Origin of the sequence: Bradyrhizobium sp. STM 3843 (assembly GCF_000239815.1) — a bacterium.
GTDB lineage: Bacteria > Pseudomonadota > Alphaproteobacteria > Rhizobiales > Xanthobacteraceae > Bradyrhizobium.
In genome coordinates this window covers 24,861-42,766 of record NZ_CAFK01000194.1, presented here as the reverse complement: position 1 = coordinate 42,766, position 17,906 = coordinate 24,861, and the positions used below count along the sequence as shown (strand labels likewise).

Sequence of the window (17,906 nt, the reverse complement as noted above, 5' to 3'; positions counted from 1 at the left end):
GCGTGAACGCCATCGCACGCCTCATCCGCCCGCGTAGCGTCGCCGTCATCGGCGCATCGGCCGATCCGAGCAAGACCTCGGGACGGCCGGTGGCGTTCCTGCAGAAGCACGGTTTTGGCGGCGAGATCTATCCGGTGAATCCGAAGGTCGGGCACATCGGTGGGCTCACCTGTTATCCGGATGTCGCGGCGCTGCCGGCTGTGCCGGATGTCGGCATCGTTCTGCTCGGCGCGGAGCGCGCGCATCTGGCGGTGCGCGAGCTCGCCGCACGGGGCGCGGCCGCAGCGATCGTGCTGGCCAGCGGCTATGCCGAAACCGGCGAGGAGGGGGCCTTGCGTCAGCGTCAGCTCATGCAGGCTGCAGGCGCCATGCGGATTCTCGGACCCAATACGATCGGGCTGGTCAATCTGACCGACAACATCGTGCTGTCGGCCTCGGGCGCCCTGGCCATGGACCATTTCACGGCCGGTTCGATCGGGCTGGTCTCGCAGAGCGGCGGCATTCTCGGCGCGCTGCTGTCGCGCGCGGCGGCGCGCGGCATCGGGCTCTCCAAGCTGGTGTCGACCAGCAACGAAGCCGATCTCGAGCTGTCGGACTTCATCGAATTCCTGGCTGAGGACGACGCGACCAAGGTGATCGCCCTGTATGTGGAAGCGATCCGCCGTCCGGACCGCTTCCGCGCCGCCGTGCAGACGGCGCGCCAGGCCGGCAAGCCGGTGGTGGCGTTCAAGATCGGCCGCTCGGAGGCAGGAGCAAAAGCGGCTGTCTCGCATACCGGCGCGCTGGCCGGCTCGGACCGCATGTATGACGCGCTGTTCCGGCAGCTCGGCGTCATCAGGGCAAAGACGTTCGAGGATCTGCTCGACATTCCCGCCGTGCTCGCCGCTGGACGCAAGCTCAATGGCAAGCGGGTCGCCATTCTCACTTCGACCGGCGGGGCCGGGACGATCGTCTCCGACAGTCTCGGCGTCGCCGGCTTCGAGACGCCCGCGCCTGATGCCGAGACCGCAGCACGGTTGAAGTCGCTGCAATCCGGATCGCACGCCAATCTCGACCGCAACCCGGTCGACCTCACCTTGGCCGGCCTGCAGCCGGACATCCTGCGTGGCGCGATCAGCGCTTTGCTCGCGAGCCCGTCCTACGATGCGCTCACCATCATCGCAGGCTCCTCGGCGGTCGGTTCGCCGGCGTTGCTGGCCGACGCCGTCCACGACTGCCTATCGATGTCCGACAAGCCTGTCATCGCCTATGTGAGCCCTTACGCGCCGAACGTCGGCCTCACTCTCACCCAGCAGGGCGTGCCGGCCTATACCTCGGCCGAAAGCTGCGCGTCCGCGCTGTCGGGCCTGCTTCAGGCCGCCCGGCCGGTGCGGAGTGAACACACGACACCGCTCGGAGCGCGCATCGATATCAGCGATTTTCGCTCAGGCTCGCTCGACGAGGCCGAGGCCAAGGCGTTGTTCAGCCGGTTCGGCATTCGCGGCGTTGCCGAGCGCATCGTCACGACGAGCGCCGAGGCGGTTGCGGCCGCGCGTGAGCTTGGCGGACGCGTCGTGCTGAAGATCCTGTCCGGCGAGATCACGCACAAGAGTGACGTCGGCGGCGTCGCCGTCAACCTGACGCCGGACACGATTAGCGAGCGGCTGACGGCCATGACGGCGCAGGTGGAGGCCGCGACCGGCCGGCGGCCGCAGCGCTTCCTGGTGCAGGAGATGGTGTCTGGCGGCACCGAGCTGATCCTGGGGCTGCATCGCGATCCGCTCGGCACCGCGGTTCTGCTCGGTATGGGCGGCGTCACGGCCGAACTGTTCAAGGACACCACGATGCGCATGCTGCCACCGGGGAGTGGGCTGAGCCGCGACGAGGCGCGCTCGATGCTGCACGACCTGGTCGCCTGGCCGCTGCTGGACGGATTTCGCGGACGGCCGAAGGCTGATGTCGAGGCGCTGGTGTCGGCGATCGTCGCCTTCTCCATGATGGCGGCTCAGCTCGGTGACCGCTTGATCGAGGCCGAGATCAACCCGGTCTTCGTCCTGCCGGCCTGCGACGGTGTGCGCGCTGCTGACGGCGTGGTGGTGCTCGGAGCAGCCGCTGGCTGAGTTAAAGGCCGCGGCTACCAACACAAAAAACATCGGCATCCAGCCGGTGCACAATCAACAAGATGGAGGATACGCATGTCGACGCTGGTTCATGCTGCGTCCGCAACGACGACGGAGGTCAGCAGCCGGAAATTGATCACGATCCTGATCGGACTCGCGATCATGGCCGCCATCGTCATGGCGCCGACACCGGAAGGGCTCTCGCTCGCCGGCCAGCGTGTGATCGCTGTCATGGTCTTCGTGGTGCTGATGTGGATCACCGAGGCCATCCCTTATGGCGTCAGCGCAGTCGCGCTGGTGTTCCTGCTGATCCTCGCGCTCGGCTTCTCGCCGCCGGCCGGCAACTCGGGCGCAATTCTTGGCACGGCCAAGGCCACGCCGCTGGCGCTCAGCGGTTTCTCCAACAGCGGCTGGCTGTTCGTCGCGGCGGGGCTGGCCATGGCCGCGGCGATCACCAGCACGGGGCTGGAGAAGCGCGTTGCCTATCTGATCCTGAAGCTAGTCGGCGCAAGAACGCACGCGATCATGCTCGGCATCATCCTGACCGCGTTCGCGCTCACGTTCTTCATCCCCTCGGTGATCGCGCGGGCCGCGACGCTGGTGCCGATCGTGATCGGGCTGATCGAGGCGTTCGGTTTGCCGCGCGACAGCCAGATCGGCAAGGCCATGCTGCTGCTCGCGGGCATCCTGCCGTCGGTGACCGGCGTCGGTGTTCTCACTGGCGCGGCCCCCAATCCGGTGATGGTCAATTTCCTCACCAGCGCCGGCCAAGTCCAGGTCGGGTATCTCGATTGGCTGATCTATCTGTTGCCCTTCACGATCGTCTTTTCCATCGGGCTCTATTTTCTCGCCACCCGGCTTTTCCGCTTCGAGTTCACCGAGCTGCCCGGAGGAAGCGACTACATCTCCGCGCGTCTGGCTGAGCTGGGACCGATGTCCGCAGCCGAGAAGAAGGCCTCCGCCATCATGGTGCTGACTATCCTGCTGTGGGCCACCGACAAGCTGCACCACATCGAAGCGTCAGCCATTTCGGTGCTCTGCGTGCTGCTGCTCGTGTTGCCCGGAGTAGGCGTCACCACCTGCAATGAGCTGTACAAGCGGATCGACTGGAACTCGATCTTGCTGTTCGGCGCCGGCATCTCGATGGCGGAGATGCTGACCAAGAGCGGCGGCGCGGCGTGGTTGTCGAAGGTCGCCTTCGTCGAGTCCGGCATGGGGCGCCTGTCGGTCACGGCATTGGCGATCATGATCTTCGTGGTCGTCTTCTTCGTCCGCTTCTGCTTCACCAGCATCACCTCGTGCCTGACCGCGATCACGCCGGCGATCATCGGCTTCCTGATCTCCCTAAACAATCCGGCCGTGCCGATCGTCGGCATCGTGCTCGGCGTCGCGCTGATCGCGCAATGCCTCGCGATCCTTCCCGTGACGTCTGCGCCGGCGATGATCGCCTATGGTGCCGGCGGCTTCACGACGCGCGACATGATCCGGCTCGGTCTGCCATTGGCTGCGGTCATGTACGGTCTGATCGTGCTGTTCATGTTTTCATATTGGCCGCTGGTCGGGCTCTGGATGTAAACGGAGGCGAGGATGCATCGAGCTCTTTGATATATAAGGGAAGCACTCCTTTACCGCTGCTCGGAGGATCGTGTATAGGTTGTGCCCAGAAATTGATTCGTGGCAGACGAATGTTTCGTCAGATCGACCATGCCGCCGCCGACCAAGACGAACTGAGCTTGAATTCGGAGGAGGGCGACATCGCGACGGTCTGCATCGCAGCCGTTGCCGAAATGAGGGTAGGGAAGCTCCTTGAGGCTCAGCTCCGCTGTCGGCGAGCCCTCGAAACCCACGCTGAAGAGCCCGAACTCCTGCACTTGATGGCGTTGATTTACTTGCAGGCCGCCGAGTTTGACTACGTGGTCGAATGGGCATCGCGGGCGATCAGGAAGGATCCGAGACCTTCGTACCTGAAGACGCTCGGCACTGCCTTACTAAGGCTCGGAAGACAGGAGGAAGCTGTCCTGGTCTTCGACAAGGCGGTGCAGCTCAAGCCGGATGATGCCGACCTCTGGCAGCACCTCGGCAACACTCTCCTCCAAACCAGGCGTTTGGGCGAAGCACTTCTTTGCTTTCAGCACGCGGTCAAACTCAATCCCGCCGACGCTGATGCGGCCTACAAGGCCGGCCTCCTTCTTAAGGAGGAGGGGCGCGTTGACGAAGCTCTTGTGTATCTCGACCGCAGCGCGGAGGCGCGACCGGATCACGCTCCGACATTTGCCTTGCGGGGATTTGTTCGTGCGAGCCTGAAGCAATATGAGCAGGCCATCGGTGATTTTGAACTGGCCATCCGACTGGACCCGGAACATGCGCAAGCCTGCTCGAACCTCGGCAATGCTCTCAAAGCTCTCGGACATCCGGAAAGGGCGCTGGTCTGGTATGACCGATCGCTGGCCCTCAAGCCGGACATCGCGAACGCGACCAACCGAGCGCTCACACTGACGGAGCTCGGACGCTTTCTTGAGGCAGAGGCGGCGTATCGGTATGCGATGAGCATCGATGCCCAAAATCCATCGCTGGTATGGAATCATGCTTTGTTGCAGTTGTTGCGCGGTGACTTCGAAGCCGGATGGCGGGGGCGCGAGGCGCGCTGGAATGTTCCGGAGTTCGCGAAAGACTATCCAATGCTCGTCACCCCGATGTGGACCGGGGAAGCGGCGGTCGCAGGCAAGACGGTTGTCATCTGCCAGACCGAGGGGGTGGGGGACGCGATTCAGTTCGTGCGCTACATCCCGATGCTTGCGGCGCGCGGCGCCCGCATCATTCTCGTCGTCGATCAGGGGCTTTGTCCCCTGCTGTCGGGCTTGGCCGGAGTTTCGCATTGCCTGCCCAAGACGCAGAGGACCGTTATCCCACCTTTCGATTTGCACATCGCGATCGACAGCCTGCCGTTCGCGTTCGGCACCCAATTGGACTCCATTCCCCTGGGGAAGAATTACCTGCCGCCTCCAGAGCCGCACCTTGTGCAGGCCTGGGAAGATCGTCTCGGCCTCCACGAGAAGATGCGGGTCGGCCTTGTCTGGTCGGGTAACCCAAAGCACGGCAACGATCGCAACCGCTCCGTGCCGCTCCGCTTGCTGTCCGGACTCCTGAATGTCGATGCGCTGTTCGTCAGCTTGCAGAAGAACCCGAGGCCAGAGGATGCCGAGACGCTCCGCGAGCGCGAGGAGATCGTCGATCATACCGCCTTGTTGACCGATTTCGCAGAGACGGCGGCCCTGGTGTCATGCCTGGACCTCGTCGTCACCGTCGATACCAGCGTGGCCCATCTTGCCGGAGCGCTGGGCCGTCCGACCTGGATCCTCCTTCCCTATGCACCGGACTGGCGCTGGCTCCTCGGCCGCGAGGACAGTCCCTGGTATCCGACGGTCCGTCTGTTCAGGCAGACCGAGACGCGCGAATACGACAGCGTCATCGAACGTGTGCGCCGGGAATTGTCGGCAATGGCAGAGAAATGGAAGCACGCTGCGGACCAATACAAATGAAGCTTGCATGTCTTTGAAGTGCGCGTCGCTCCACATCATTTGAGCTTGTTTGAGATCTCCTGCCGCTTTGCGCGGGTCGCGCCGACAAAGGAAGGCGCTCGACAGCAAACGCTGCGAGCGCCAGGGAGATCAGCGTCGTCGACCGCTTCTGCCCGATCGACGAGATTGATTGCGACCTATCTACCGTTCCGGCTGCGTCTCCAACTAGGTTTCCAACTGCTTGCCGATCGGCAACGAGCGGATGCGCTTGCCGGTCGCGGCGAAGATCGCGTTGATCAGCGCGGGCGCGAACGGCGGCACGCCGGGCTCACCGACGCCGCTCGGCGGCGTCTCGGGTCCGGGCGGCACGATATGGACGTTGGTCACCAAGGGTGCTTCGTCGATCCGGACCACCGGGAAGTCGTCGAAATTGTTCTGCTGGACCTTGCCGTTCTTGAAGGTGATCTCGCCATATTTGGCGAGGCTCAGCCCCATGATGGCCGCGCCCTCGATCTGCGACTGGATGCGCTCGGGATTGACATAGGTGCCGCAGTCGATCGCAGTATCGACCCGCGGGACCGTCAGTTTGCCTTTCTCGTCGACGGCGACCTCGACGACGGTGGCGATGTAGCTGACGAAGCTGCGGTGCACGGCGATGCCGAGGCCATGCCCCTTCGGCAGCTGGCGCGCCCATTCGCCTTTCTCAGCAACCACCTCGACGACCTTGCGCAGGCGCGCAGTGTCGATCGGATAGCTGTCATAGGGCTCGCCGTAGTTCCAGAGGTCCTTGACCGATGAGAGCTGGACGATCCGCGGGCTTCCGATCAGCGCGAGCAGCATCTCCTTCTGATCGCGGCCGGTGGCGTGGGCGAGCTCGCCGACCATGGACTGCACAGCGAAGGCGTGCGGGATGTTCGACACCGAGCGGAACCAGCCGATGCGAGTATGCGCCGCCGCTTCCGGATTCTCGCAGGTGACGTTGGCGATCTCGAACGGCATATCGACGAAGCCCATGCCCAGCTCGAACGGAGCCTGGTGCACGGTGCCGGCGGCAAAGGTGGAAGCGATGCTCGGAGCCACGCTGCGGTGGCGCCAGGCGATCACCTTGCCGTTTTTGTCGAGGCCGGCCTCGATCCGCTCGGCCGAGACCGTGTGCAGGAAGCCGTGGTGGACGTCGTCCTCGCGCGTCCATTGCACCTTCACCGGTGCGCCGAGCTCCTTCGAGAGCAGCGCGGCCTCGAGCGCGAAGTCGCATTTCGACTTGCGGCCGAAACCGCCGCCCAGCAGCGTCACGTTGACCGTGACGTTCTCCTCGGGGATGTCGAGCGTCTTGGCGGTGTCCTCGCGAGTGCCGCCCGGGCTCTGTACCGGCGCCCAGATCTCGGCCTTGTCGCCTTTGACATCGGCGACGGCGGCCGGCGGCTCCATGCTGACATGAGCAAGATGCGGGATGTAGTACTCGCCGACGATCACCTTCTCGGCGCTCTTCAATGCGGCATCGGCGTCGCCATCCTGGCGCACGACAAGACCCGGCTTGCGCGAGGCGTCCTCCAGCTCCTTTCTGAAGGCGACCGACTCATATTGGCCGTTCGGTCCATCGTCCCAGACGATCTTCAATGCGTCGCGGCCCTTGATCGCGGCGCCGGTGTTGCGTGCGATCACGGCGACGCCGCCAAGCGGCTGGAACTTCGAGGGCCACGGCCAGCCGCGCACCTCCATCACTTTCTCGACGCCGGAGATCTTCAACGCCTCTGCGGAATCGAACGACACCAACTTGCCGCCGGTGACCGGCGGGCGGGCGATGACGGCATATTTCATCCCCGGCAGGCGCACATCGGCGCCGTAGCGCGCCTTGCCGGTCGTGATGTCGTGGAGGTCGACGATGCTGATCTGGCCTTTGGTCAGATAGCGGAAATTCTTTGGGTCCTTCAGCTTGAGGCTGTCGATGCTCGGGACCTGTTCCTTGGCCGCGTCGGCCGCGAGCGCGCCGAAGCCGAGCTTGCGGCTGGTGGCGTCATGGACCACCTCGTGATTGACGGCCTTTACCTCGGTTGCCGGCACGCCCCAGCGCTTCGCGGCGGCTTGCTCCAGCATGACGCGGGCCGAGGCCCCGATCTGGCGCATCGGCATCAGATAATGCCGCGTGCTGCGAGAGCCGTCGGTGTCCTGGTTGCCGAACTTGGCCTCGTCGCCATGGGCCTGCTGAACCCTGACCTTGGACCAGTCGGCCTCCATCTCCTCGGCCACGATCAGCGGCAGGCTGGTGCGCACGCCGGTGCCCATTTCGGAACGGTGGGCGAGGATGGTCACGACGCCATCGGGCGCGATCGCGACGAAGACGCGCGGATCGACCACCACGCCATGCGGCATCTTGCCGGCGCCGGTCTCATAAGCAAATGCCTTGCGCGACATCAGGGGTGCGGCGAGGACGAAGCCGCCGCTGATACCAAGACCCTTCAGCACACTGCGACGTGAAACTTTCTCGACTCGGATGCTGCGCTGGAAGCCGCGAAGCTTGCCGGGATTGTCGATGAAATTCATGGTCACACCCCCGTCGATGCGAGATGGACGGCGTTCTCGATCCGCTGATAGCAGCCGCAGCGGCAGATGTTGCCGGACATCGCTTCGCGGATCTGGTCGTGCGACGGCTTGGGATTGTCCATCAGCAGCGCGGCAGCCTGCATGATCTGCCCGGCCTGACAGAAGCCGCATTGAGGAACGTTGACCTGGCGCCAGGCTTTCTGCACGGGATGATCGCCGGTCGGGTGCAGGCCCTCGATGGTCGTGATCTTGCGCCCCGCGACGTCGGCAACCGAGGTGATGCAGGAACGCACGGCGTCCTTGTCGACAAGCACGGTACAGGCACCGCACAGCGCCTGGCCACAGCCGAACTTGGTGCCGGTCAGCCCGGCCTCGTCGCGCAAGTACCAGAGCAGCGGAAGTTCCGGATCACCATCCCAGGTCTGTTCCTGGCCGTTGATTGTTATTTTGATCATGATCGTTTCCCCGAATTCTTTTGTCTTGCGCCGATAATGAACCTTCGCGCAGAGATAGCAACATGGAACTCCCGCAAGCCGACAAGGCCCGGGGTGATGACTGAGTTGTGAGGCTCTGCGATCAAACAGTCAGGATCGTTTTGATCGCGCGCCGCTCATCCATGGCGCGATAACCCTCCGCGACTTCTGACAGCGGCAGCTTGAGATCGAAAACCTTGCCGGGCTTGATCTTGCCGGTGAGAACGCGGTCGATCAGGTCGGGAAGGAAGCGCCGGACCGGGGCCGGGCCGCCGAGCATGCGTCGTTGCGCGAAGAACATCGCCTGGCCATCGAACGTCACGCCGTGCGGCACACCGACATAGCCGATGGTCCCGCCCGGACGCGTGCATTCGATCGCCTGCGTCATGGACTGCTGCGTGCCGACGCATTCGAGAACGGAATCGGCGCCGACACCGCGCGTCATGTCCTTGATGCGGGCTACGCCATCTTCGCCGCGCTCGGAGACGATATCGGTCGCCCCGAACTCGCGCGCGAGCCGTTGCCGTGTCTCGTGGCGGCTCATGGCGATGATCCGCTCCGCGCCCAATTGTCTGGCGGCCAGAACGCCCATCAGGCCGACAGCTCCGTCGCCGACCACGACAGCGATCGATCCTTCACGCACGTTCGCGGCGTCGGCGGCATACCATCCCGTACCCAGCACGTCGGAAGCGGCGAGCAGATCGGGGATGAGATCAGCCGATGGCAGCTCCGCGGTCGCAACGAGCGTGCCGTCCGCCAAGGGAACGCGCGCGTAGGGCGCCTGCGCACCCGACATGAACTCGCGCTGCACGCATGACGACTGGAAGCCGAAGCGGCAATGCGGGCAGGTGTTGTCCGAAATGCAGAACGAGCCGACCACGAACTGGCCGGGCCGCACCGTCTTCACCTCGCGGCCGACCTCGACGACAACGCCGCAATATTCGTGGCCCATGTGCGCGGGGCCATCGATCGGTTGCAGGCCGCGATAGGGCCAAAGGTCGGATCCGCAGATGCAGGTGGCCGACAGCTTGATGATGGCGTCGGTGGGTTTGAGGATCTTCGGGTCGTCGACCTGTTCGAACCGAACGTCGCGAGGACCGTGCATGACGGCTGCAAGCATGGGGTAACTCCGATCAGCAGGGCTCACGGGTGAAGCGCGATGCGCGCGGGGATTTCCCGTGAGGCGGGCCGCTCCACCGAGGAGCAGGCGGCCGAGCAACCAAGCTAGAGCTTGCGGCGGATCGCGATTAGCCGGAATAGTTCGCTTGCATTAATCGACTGGCGGCATAAATGGTCGGCCGTACCGCGGCGGAAACCCATGTCCAACCAAGATGTCCAACCAAGACTTTAATGATTTCCTGTGGTTCTTGGCGGTGGCCAAGGAACGCAGCTTCACCAAGGCGGCGGCTACGCTCGGGATCGCCCAGTCCACGCTGAGCCACACCATCAAGCGCCTGGAAGATCAGATGGGCATCCGGCTGCTGATGCGGACGACGCGGAGCGTCCGGCTGACCGAGGCCGGCGAGCGATTGCGCCAGTCGTTGGCGCCCCGGATCGCGGAGATCGAATCCGACATCGCCGATCTCATGGCGTTCCGCGACAAGCCGTCCGGGCGCATCAGGCTGACGCTGTCGGACCACGCGTTGCAGAGCGTCGTGTGGCCGAAACTCAAGCACGTTCTGGAGAACTATCCCGACATCAAGCTGGAGCTGAATCTGGACGACGGATTTCGCAACATTGTCGAGGAGGGCTTCGATGCCGGCGTTCGACTCGGAGAGAGCCTCGAGAAAGACATGGTCGCGGTGCGGATCGGGCCGGATTGGCGATTGGTTGCGGTCGCTTCACCTCGGTACTTCGCCGCGCATGGCGTGCCGGATCATCCCCACGATCTGATCCGGCACAACTGCATCAACCGGCGGCAGGAAAGGTCCGGCGGCCTCTACGTCTGGGAATTCGGGAAGGGCGGACAGGAGCTTCGCGTCAGGGTCGACGGACAGCTCACCTTCAACATTTCCTCCGGGATGATCGACGCGGCTTTGGATGGCTACGGCATCGCTTATCTGCCGGAGAACCTCGTTGATCAGCACATCGCCTCGGGAGCGTTGGTCCTGGCGCTGGACGATTGGTCCCCACCGTTCGACGGCTATCACATCTATTATCCGAGCCGGCGACAGAACTCGCCGGCGTTCAAGATCATTGTCGATGCGCTCCGGCACAAGACTGGTTGACCGGCGCATGGAGAGCCAGGCCTGAGCAAAGCCGAGGTCCGGTGCTGCTTCGGCGCAGCGTGATCGCTGCGCCACTCTTCAACCGCCATGCCCTGTAGGTGGTGCATCCCCATGCGAGGCCTGAGTGTCGCTCCTGGCGCCATCAGGGGCAGCCTTCGGCGCGCCGTTCGGTTCGGGTGCCTTGGTCTCTTGCGCCTTGGTCTCCGGAGCCTGGGTCTGCTGGGCTTGGGGCGCGGTCTCCGGCTTGGCATCGAGCTTCGGCTTCGGGGCTTCGATCAGCGCCGCACGTTTGGCCTCGATGACCGGCTTGATCTTGTCATCCGCGACGCGGAACAAATAGTCCTGGGCCGAGCTTGCAAACAGATAGAAGCCGGCATCCTTCTTGTAGCGATAGGTGACGGAGCTTCCGTCCGCCCGCTTCACGGTGGCCGTGACGTCGGGATCGTCGACCTTGGCCAACGCGTCCTTGCCCTTGCCCTGAACCGCATCGAACAGCGGATGCGCGACCGCACCCACCAGCGAGTCGATCTTGTCGGCAAGCGGCTTGTCGTCCTGGGTCAAGCCGGCCAGCGCGAACTTGCCATCCTTGCCGTCGAGCGTGACGTCGCCGACAGCGATGCTGGCGATCTTGTTCCGCGGCGTGTCGAGAAGGCCGTGGTTCATCCACGCAGCCGCATCGCTCTCGGCATCATAGGCGGCGAAATCCACGACATAGATCGCCGGAGCGCCACTGAGGCGGGCATGCACCTGGCGATAGGTCGGCGACGTCCCGATCAGGAGTTCTCCGACTTTTTGGCCTCCGCTGGTCAGCACCACGCGGCGGTCATGAACCTTTTCGGTTAGTTTGAAGCGCTCGGCGGCACCTGCCGTTTCCGCCACCGGCAAGCCTCTCTTCAATGCGGCAAGCTGGCTGAGGAAGCTCTCGACCCGGCCCTGGTCGGCCGGGAAGCCGGCAGAGGCGGGGATTACCCATTCGCCGTTCTGCTTGTCCAGCGTCACCGCGTGGCCGGCATCATCGTCGATCGCGATCTGATCGATCTTCGCCGGCTCGAATGCAAGCAGCGGGTCCTTGGCGCTGAAGGCGGCGTGATCGGAGCCGGTCCGCGCGATGACCAGCGCCAGTGCGAGCTGTCCGCCCAACAGGGCTGTCAGAAGGAGAACGGTCGGCCGCCTCATGTCGTGGCTCCCTCGATGCCGAGCATGTTGAGATATCTGCGCCTGGCGCCAAGCCGCAGCGAGCGGTGCAGGATGTAGACGATGCCGAGCCCCGCCAGGGCCAGCGCATAGTTGAGATATTCCCAGAACATCTGGCCGCTGCTCTTCATCGGCGCCAGCGTGCGCGAGAACTGGCCGCCGCGGCTGCGCAGCGTCAGCAGCCCGCGATCCTCCAGCGACCAGTCGACCAGGTTCTGCGCGAAATCGACCGGCGCGAGATATTGCGTGCGGTCGACGCTGGAGGCGAGCTGCAGCACGTCGTCCGAAAGGAAGGTGCCGGAGCCGATCAGGATCAGGCGCGCGCTTTCGGGCGAGCGGCCGATCACGCCGGTGATGCTGGGCTTGTCGTTCTTGGGCCCGTCCTTGGGCGCGGCCGCGGGCTTCGTTGCCTGCGCGGCGTCGTCTTTGCCTGGCTTCTGTTCCGGCGCGTCCTTGGCCAAGGGCGACGGCTTGCCGGCGAAGAACGAGGTGAACTCGCCCTCCACCATGGCGCCGAGCAGCTGCCGTCCTTCCTTCTCGGGCTCGGGGAAGCCGGTCGCGGGATGCTCGCGGAAATCAGGCACCACATCGGTCGTATTCGCGCTCCATGACTGCGGCGAGCTCTCGATCAGCCGCACCACCTTGCGCTTGCCGGCCTTGTCGGGCGCGATCGTCAACGGCGAGGCCCAGGACAAAGTGAGCTGCTGGATGCCGGCCGACGGCGCCGCGCCTTGCGCCAGCCCGTCGCTGCGGATGTCGGCGAAGAACGGATAATCCATCAGCTGGATCTGCCGCACCTTGAGCCCGTCGCCGATGTCACGCTCAGTCGGGATCGGGAACGGTGCGCTCTGCTTGTCGAGCACCATCTTGTCCTCGACCTGCAGGCCCTGGAATTTCAGCCAGTCCTCCAGGCCCGACGGTGTCTTGGTGACCTTGAGATCACCATGGAGCGAGGGCTGATAGGGCGAGGTGGCGACGATCACGGTGCCGCCCTTCATCAGGAACTGATCGACCGCGAACACCTGCTTCTGATCGAGCTGCTCAGGCGAAGCCACGAACAGGATGTCGGCGCGATCCGGCACGCGGCCGTCCTTCAGGTCCGCCGCATCCACCAGCTCGTCTTCCTGCAGCTTCTGCTGCAACAGCTCGAAGGAGGGGCCGGAGCCGCCGGCCATGCCGAGCTGCGGCATCGCCGGCGGCGGCGTGTAGAGCGCCACCGTGCGCAGCGCGCCGGGCGTGAAGCGTTTCAACTCGGCGTCGATGTTGCGCTTCAGCCCGTCCTTGTCGAGCGATTCCGGCAGCTGAATCTGCTCCGCCTTGTCGCCGCTCTTCAGGATCAGGTCAAACCAGAACCGCTTGGGATTGAGCAGCCCCGCAGCCAGCGGCTCCAGGCCGTAAGTGTCCTGCAGCATCTTGGCGGTCTGCCCGCCATCGGCGTCGGGATCGATGATCTCCGCCTTCAGCTTGCCGGGCGCCTTCGCCTGATAGTCCTTGATCAGCTCCTCGAGTCCGGTCTTCAGCGCCGGCAGCGGATCCGGCAGCTTGTCCTTTGAGATATAGGCTTCCAGCGTCACCGGCTGCGGAATGCTGGCGAGCACGTCGCCGGAGCCGCGATAGCTGTTCAGCACTTTCTTGATGGCGCGCGTGATCGTGTATTCCGGATTGCGCAGGTCGACATTGAGGTCGCCTTCGCCCTCGCCGCGGTCTTTGACCTCGATGAGATCGCGGAAGCCGAGGGTGGTGTACTCGTCGCCATATTTGACCAGGATGTTGAAGTACGAATTCGTCACCGACGCCTGATACTTGCTCGATGTCTGGAAGGGCACCGGCTGGATGCCGTAGTGCTTGTTGGCCTCGGCTTCGAGCGCCTGGTTCTGCTGGGGATCGACGAACTCGACCCGCACCTTGCCCCGGCCTGCGATCTCGTACTCTTTCAGGAGATCACGCAGGCGCGGCACCAGCGGCGCCAGCAGCGGATGGGTCTGGGCGCTGAAATAGCCGCGGATCAGGAGCGGCTCCTGCAGCTGGCGCAGATAGCCGCGGGTCTCGTCGGAGATCGAGTAGATGTGGCCCGCGGTGAGATCGGCGCGCGCGGCCGTCAGCTGCCCGAGCCACAGATTGCCGGCGACGAGATTGGCGACCGTGAGCGCCGCGACGATACGCCAGCGCCGGTGCTGCGGCTCGCGTCCTTGCGCCGACCAGCGCAGGCTCTCCAGCACATAGAGATTGAGCACCAGGAAGACGCCGAAAATGCTGAGATAGTAATACAGGTCGCGCAGGTCGATGACGCCGCGCGCGATCGACTCGAAGCGCGAGCCGGCGCCGAGCAGTCGCAACAATTCGCCGCCCTCATTGCCCGTCAGCGACGTCAGCGTGCTGGAGCCGAGCAGATAGAACACGCCGCAGATCAGGACCGAGACGATCAGGCTGATCACCTGGTTATCGGTGCGCGCGCTGACGAACAGGCCGATCGAGATGTAGGCCGAGGCGAGCGCGAGCGCCGCGAGATAGCCGCCCAGCACCGGTCCCCAGTCGAGCGGGCCGATCAGCGAGACCGTGATCGGCAAGGGCAAGGTCAGCGCGAGCGCGATGGCCACCAGCGCCAGACAGGCCAGGTACTTGCCGAGCACGAGCTGGAGCGGAGCGACCGGCGAGGTCAGCAGAAATTCCAGCGTGCCGGCGCGCCGCTCCTCGCTCCACATCCGCATGGTCACGGCGGAGACGAAGAAGATCATCAGCACCGGCATCCACTCGAACAGCGGCCGCACGTCGGCGATATCGCGGGCGAAGAAGCGATCAACCCAGAAGAACAGGAACAGGGAGATCGCGAGGAACGCAGCCATGAAGATGAAGGCGGCGGGCGAGGCGAAGAAGGCGCCCAGCTCCTTGCGGGCGATACGGAGCACATTATGCATTCTGGGTCTCCCGGCTTGCTGCATCGACCGCGGTGATCTCGGCAAACACCGCTTCCAGGTCGCGTTGTTCGGGATGAAGCGCATAGAGGTCGAGGCCGCTGGTCGTGATGGCGCGCGCCACCGCGGGCGCGACCGCCTCGGCGCCGTGGCCATTCAGTCGCAGCCCATAGGCGTGCGCGGCGCCCTCCGGCGCCAGCCGGTCCACGCTCTTGACGAGATTGAGCCCGGCGATCAGCGGTTCGACCTTGTCCGGAGGTCCGCTGGTGACGAGACGCAAGCGGCCGGCGCTGCCGAGTTGGTCCATCCTGGCGTCGAGCGCCAGCCGGCCGCGATTGATCACCAGCACCCGCTCGCAGACGGCGCGCACCTCCTGCAGGATGTGGGTGGAGAGAATGACGGTGGCGGTTTCGGCCAGCTGCTTGATCAGGCCGCGCATCTGCGCGATCTGCGCGGGATCGAGGCCGTTGGTCGGCTCGTCGAGGATGACGATCTTCGGCCTGTGCAGGATGGCCTGCGCCACGCCGGTGCGCTGGCGGTAGCCGCGCGACAGGCTGGCGATCGGCTCCGCGGCCTTCTCGGCAAGACCCGTGGCTGCGATGGCGTCGCGCAACGCGCGCGGCCGCTCGCCCGGCGTAATGCCCTTCAACTCGGCGGCGTAGTCGAGGAACTCGACGACGGTCATCTCCGGATAGAGCGGACAGTTTTCCGGCAGGTAGCCGATCAGCGCCTGCGCCTCGCGCCGCCGCTCGCTGATATCATAGCCGTTGATCTCAGCGGTTCCGGCGGTCGGCTCCAGATAGCCGGTCAACATCTTCATGATCGTGGTCTTGCCCGCGCCGTTATGGCCGAGGAGACCTACGATCTCGCCGTCCCCGACACGGAAGCTGACGTCGTCGACGGCGGTGAATGATCCGTACTTGCGTGTCAGGTTCTGCGCGGAGATCATGGTCGGCATCGCTCCTGAAGTTTGCGGTCCGTTGCGGCTGGCGCGCGCAGGGCTCACGAACATGAGCGTCCGCGAGCCGTCGAACAGAGGGCTCGATCCCAAGCGGAATCGATCCTGCGAACAGGGACTTCGTTGTCACTGAGGGGAGTGCGAGGCGCGAGGCATGTTGCCGTTGCTGCGCGCTCGGCGGGTCTTCGCGGTTATCCAGAAGAGCACATGGCGGGACAAAGCCTCACGCAAAGCATCAATTGGCCGGACGAGATTGATGACAGACAAACTCAATCTCGCCCGAGGAGTAATCAAAGGACGGCGGATGAATCAAGCGGCAGGAGATGTCTCGGCGCGTTCACATCCGGTCAATTGCGTGTGAGCAGGGTGACCGCGTCGATCGGGATGAGCGCACCACGTGCCTCGCGGGCGCAACAGGCTGGCGCCGCCGCTCGCGTGTTGCAACGCGACCGCGGGCCTGTTCGACAAGGCTATCCGACAAGTCACGGCAGCTGCGCTGCGAGGTCGGATCCCGGATGCCGTCCCGGCCTTTGCGGCAGGATCACGATCAGCACAATGATCGCCGCCAGCATCACTCCGGACGCCAAAGGTCGACTGAGCGCCAGGCCGCCTTGACTGGTCGGCTTGTCCAGGAAGTCTCCAACCGTCGCGCCGAGCGGTCGCGTCAAGATGAAGGCGGCCCAGAACAGGAACACGCGCGAGACCGTCGTCCAATAATACAGAGCCGCAAGCAGGAGGAGGCCCGCACCGAACACGAGGGCACCGCCGTCATAGCCCAATCCGGTGCCATCGGCGGTCCAATCTCCGAGCGCGGTCCCCAGCGTCTGCGAAAATGTGATCGTCACCCAATAGAAGATCTCCGCCCGCGGCGTTGCCACCGTCCGGACATCGATCGATCCGAGCGTCAGGTACCAGGCTGCGAGCGAGCACAGGACCAGGCCGAGCAGGACAGACGAGCCTCCCGTATAGCCGATGCCCAATGATCGATCGAAGAGATCAGCCATGGCCGTGCCCACCGTGGTCGAGGCCACGATGGCCAGCCAGTAGATCCAGGTATTGAAGCGTCTCGTCGCGATCTGGGCGATCACCGCCGCAACGAACACCGCAAGAAAGATGCCGGTGCCGATCAGATAGCCGCCATTCTGAGCGTCCTGGTCGGCGTGCAGCCAGCTCATCGTCACCGAATCACCGCCGGTTTCACCGAGCGTCGTGGCCAGGATCTTGATCACCCAGAAGCCGAGCGTCACCTCGGGGATTTTGCTGAGCATCGCGTCTTCGCTTGCCATGTTTCCTCCGCAACGTGCCGAGCGGTGTGAGTTCCGCCGGCTCCATCGAAAGCTTCCCGCGCCCTCAACGCGGAAGGCCCGAGAAAGTCACGGGCGAGGGGGCTGCGTCTCTGCAGCGTCTCCGGGTGAGGGCGATCGTGCTCGATCAGGGCAGCGCGCCCATATCTTCCCAAGATGGCGTGCATCGGGCGGCGCTGTTAGGAATGCCCCCAAGCTGACCCGAGCGTCCGCAATCCGATTTCGGAACGACGTTCCCGAAATATCTCGTTCGTTTTTTCAGAAATCATGCTATCTCTCGCCCGTCCCGCCTCATCGAAGAGGGGCGTACGCGTCGTCACGATACGTGGAGGCGGGATGCGGTGACCGCGATCAGTTGCGAAAGACGACGCAGCTGTCGTGGACGGCGAAGTCGTGTGGTCCTGGCATCCCGGTGCTGATGTCTGCGCAACGCGCTAGCGTTGTCGCGTGCGCAACGCGTTAGCGTTGTCGTTACAGGGGCAAGAAAGCCGGTCCCTGGGGAGAGCGCGAAATAAGCCGTAAACTCATCGCGCAGGGAAGGCCGGGATGTTTCGGCCGAACCTGTGGTGACTGCCGCCTGCTTTTCTTGTTGCAGGCGGGCCATGGGGGCGGCGAGCTCCCGGCCTTCCCTGCGCCCTCTCATTCAAGAGGGCGAGCCTGCCGCAAAGCTCGGGCGCGC

General features: G+C 64.4%; 11 protein-coding genes. 4 read left to right on the top strand and 7 right to left on the bottom strand.

The window, feature by feature from the left end; genetic code table 11:
* Window positions 1-2 precede the first annotated feature (2 nt).
* From BRAS3843_RS20530 to BRAS3843_RS20520, 3 genes are all read left to right on the top strand, one after another.
* On the top strand, window positions 3-2,099 hold the full coding sequence (locus BRAS3843_RS20530) for an acetate--CoA ligase family protein (protein WP_008970943.1): 2,097 nt from the start codon (window positions 3-5) through the stop codon (window positions 2,097-2,099).
* Window positions 2,100-2,174: 75 nt separating this feature from the next.
* On the top strand, window positions 2,175-3,674 hold the full coding sequence (locus BRAS3843_RS20525; protein ID WP_008970941.1) for a DASS family sodium-coupled anion symporter: 1,500 nt from the start codon (window positions 2,175-2,177) through the stop codon (window positions 3,672-3,674).
* A 110-nt stretch (window positions 3,675-3,784) separates the two neighbouring features.
* Window positions 3,785-5,638: a tetratricopeptide repeat-containing glycosyltransferase family protein gene (locus tag BRAS3843_RS20520; protein WP_008970939.1), complete on the top strand. Its 1,854-nt coding sequence runs from the start codon at window positions 3,785-3,787 to the stop codon at window positions 5,636-5,638.
* Between the two features lie 204 nt (window positions 5,639-5,842).
* Here the strand turns inward: BRAS3843_RS20520 and BRAS3843_RS20515 are convergent, their stop codons facing one another.
* The 3 genes from BRAS3843_RS20515 to BRAS3843_RS20505 all read right to left on the bottom strand — a co-directional run bounded on the left by BRAS3843_RS20515 (window position 5,843) and on the right by BRAS3843_RS20505 (window position 9,751).
* Window positions 5,843-8,158, bottom strand: a complete 2,316-nt coding sequence (locus BRAS3843_RS20515) for a molybdopterin cofactor-binding domain-containing protein (RefSeq protein WP_008970938.1) — start codon at window positions 8,156-8,158, stop codon at window positions 5,843-5,845.
* 2 nt (window positions 8,159-8,160) lie between these two features.
* Complete coding sequence (locus BRAS3843_RS20510) at window positions 8,161-8,613, bottom strand: (2Fe-2S)-binding protein (protein WP_008970937.1); 453 nt, start codon at window positions 8,611-8,613, stop codon at window positions 8,161-8,163.
* 121 nt (window positions 8,614-8,734) lie between these two features.
* On the bottom strand, window positions 8,735-9,751 hold the full coding sequence (locus BRAS3843_RS20505) for a zinc-dependent alcohol dehydrogenase family protein (RefSeq protein ID WP_008970936.1): 1,017 nt from the start codon (window positions 9,749-9,751) through the stop codon (window positions 8,735-8,737).
* A 211-nt stretch (window positions 9,752-9,962) separates the two neighbouring features.
* On the opposite strand from BRAS3843_RS20505, the gene BRAS3843_RS20500 reads away from it, so the two are divergent.
* Window positions 9,963-10,859, top strand: coding sequence for a LysR family transcriptional regulator (locus BRAS3843_RS20500; RefSeq protein ID WP_008970935.1), 897 nt, complete (start codon window positions 9,963-9,965; stop codon window positions 10,857-10,859).
* A gap of 78 nt (window positions 10,860-10,937) precedes the next feature.
* Here the strand turns inward: BRAS3843_RS20500 and BRAS3843_RS20495 are convergent, their stop codons facing one another.
* From BRAS3843_RS20495 to BRAS3843_RS20480, 4 genes are all read right to left on the bottom strand, one after another.
* Complete coding sequence (locus tag BRAS3843_RS20495; protein ID WP_008970934.1) at window positions 10,938-12,035, bottom strand: DUF4340 domain-containing protein; 1,098 nt, start codon at window positions 12,033-12,035, stop codon at window positions 10,938-10,940.
* On the bottom strand, window positions 12,032-14,968 hold the full coding sequence (locus tag BRAS3843_RS20490) for a Gldg family protein (protein ID WP_035982305.1): 2,937 nt from the start codon (window positions 14,966-14,968) through the stop codon (window positions 12,032-12,034). Before BRAS3843_RS20490 ends, BRAS3843_RS20495 begins: the two co-directional genes overlap by 4 nt.
* The gene (locus BRAS3843_RS20485) at window positions 14,961-15,914 is read right to left on the bottom strand and encodes an ABC transporter ATP-binding protein (RefSeq protein ID WP_008970932.1); all 954 of its coding nucleotides are present in this window, start codon (window positions 15,912-15,914) and stop codon (window positions 14,961-14,963) included. The genes BRAS3843_RS20490 and BRAS3843_RS20485 overlap by 8 nt, the downstream gene beginning before the upstream one ends.
* Before the next feature lie 491 nt (window positions 15,915-16,405).
* A complete protein-coding gene (locus BRAS3843_RS20480) occupies window positions 16,406-17,209 on the bottom strand; it encodes a hypothetical protein (protein WP_008970931.1) in 804 nt (267 codons plus the stop codon).
* Between the last annotated feature and the right edge of the window lie 697 nt (window positions 17,210-17,906).

Excerpts from the sequence above, each read along its gene's own strand:
- BRAS3843_RS20520 (WP_008970939.1), top strand. The coding sequence starts at position 3,785 with ATGTTTCGTCAGATCGACCATGCCGCCGCCGACCAAGACGAACTGAGC.
- BRAS3843_RS20495 (WP_008970934.1), bottom strand. The coding sequence starts at position 12,035 with ATGAGGCGGCCGACCGTTCTCCTTCTGACAGCCCTGTTGGGCGGACAG.
- BRAS3843_RS20490 (WP_035982305.1), bottom strand. The coding sequence starts at position 14,968 with ATGCATAATGTGCTCCGTATCGCCCGCAAGGAGCTGGGCGCCTTCTTC.
- BRAS3843_RS20515 (WP_008970938.1), bottom strand. The coding sequence starts at position 8,158 with ATGAATTTCATCGACAATCCCGGCAAGCTTCGCGGCTTCCAGCGCAGC.
- BRAS3843_RS20500 (WP_008970935.1), top strand. The coding sequence starts at position 9,963 with ATGTCCAACCAAGACTTTAATGATTTCCTGTGGTTCTTGGCGGTGGCC.
- BRAS3843_RS20480 (WP_008970931.1), bottom strand. The coding sequence starts at position 17,209 with ATGGCAAGCGAAGACGCGATGCTCAGCAAAATCCCCGAGGTGACGCTC.
- BRAS3843_RS20510 (WP_008970937.1), bottom strand. The coding sequence starts at position 8,613 with ATGATCAAAATAACAATCAACGGCCAGGAACAGACCTGGGATGGTGAT.
- BRAS3843_RS20525 (WP_008970941.1), top strand. The coding sequence starts at position 2,175 with ATGTCGACGCTGGTTCATGCTGCGTCCGCAACGACGACGGAGGTCAGC.
- BRAS3843_RS20505 (WP_008970936.1), bottom strand. The coding sequence starts at position 9,751 with ATGCTTGCAGCCGTCATGCACGGTCCTCGCGACGTTCGGTTCGAACAG.
- BRAS3843_RS20485 (WP_008970932.1), bottom strand. The coding sequence starts at position 15,914 with ATGATCTCCGCGCAGAACCTGACACGCAAGTACGGATCATTCACCGCC.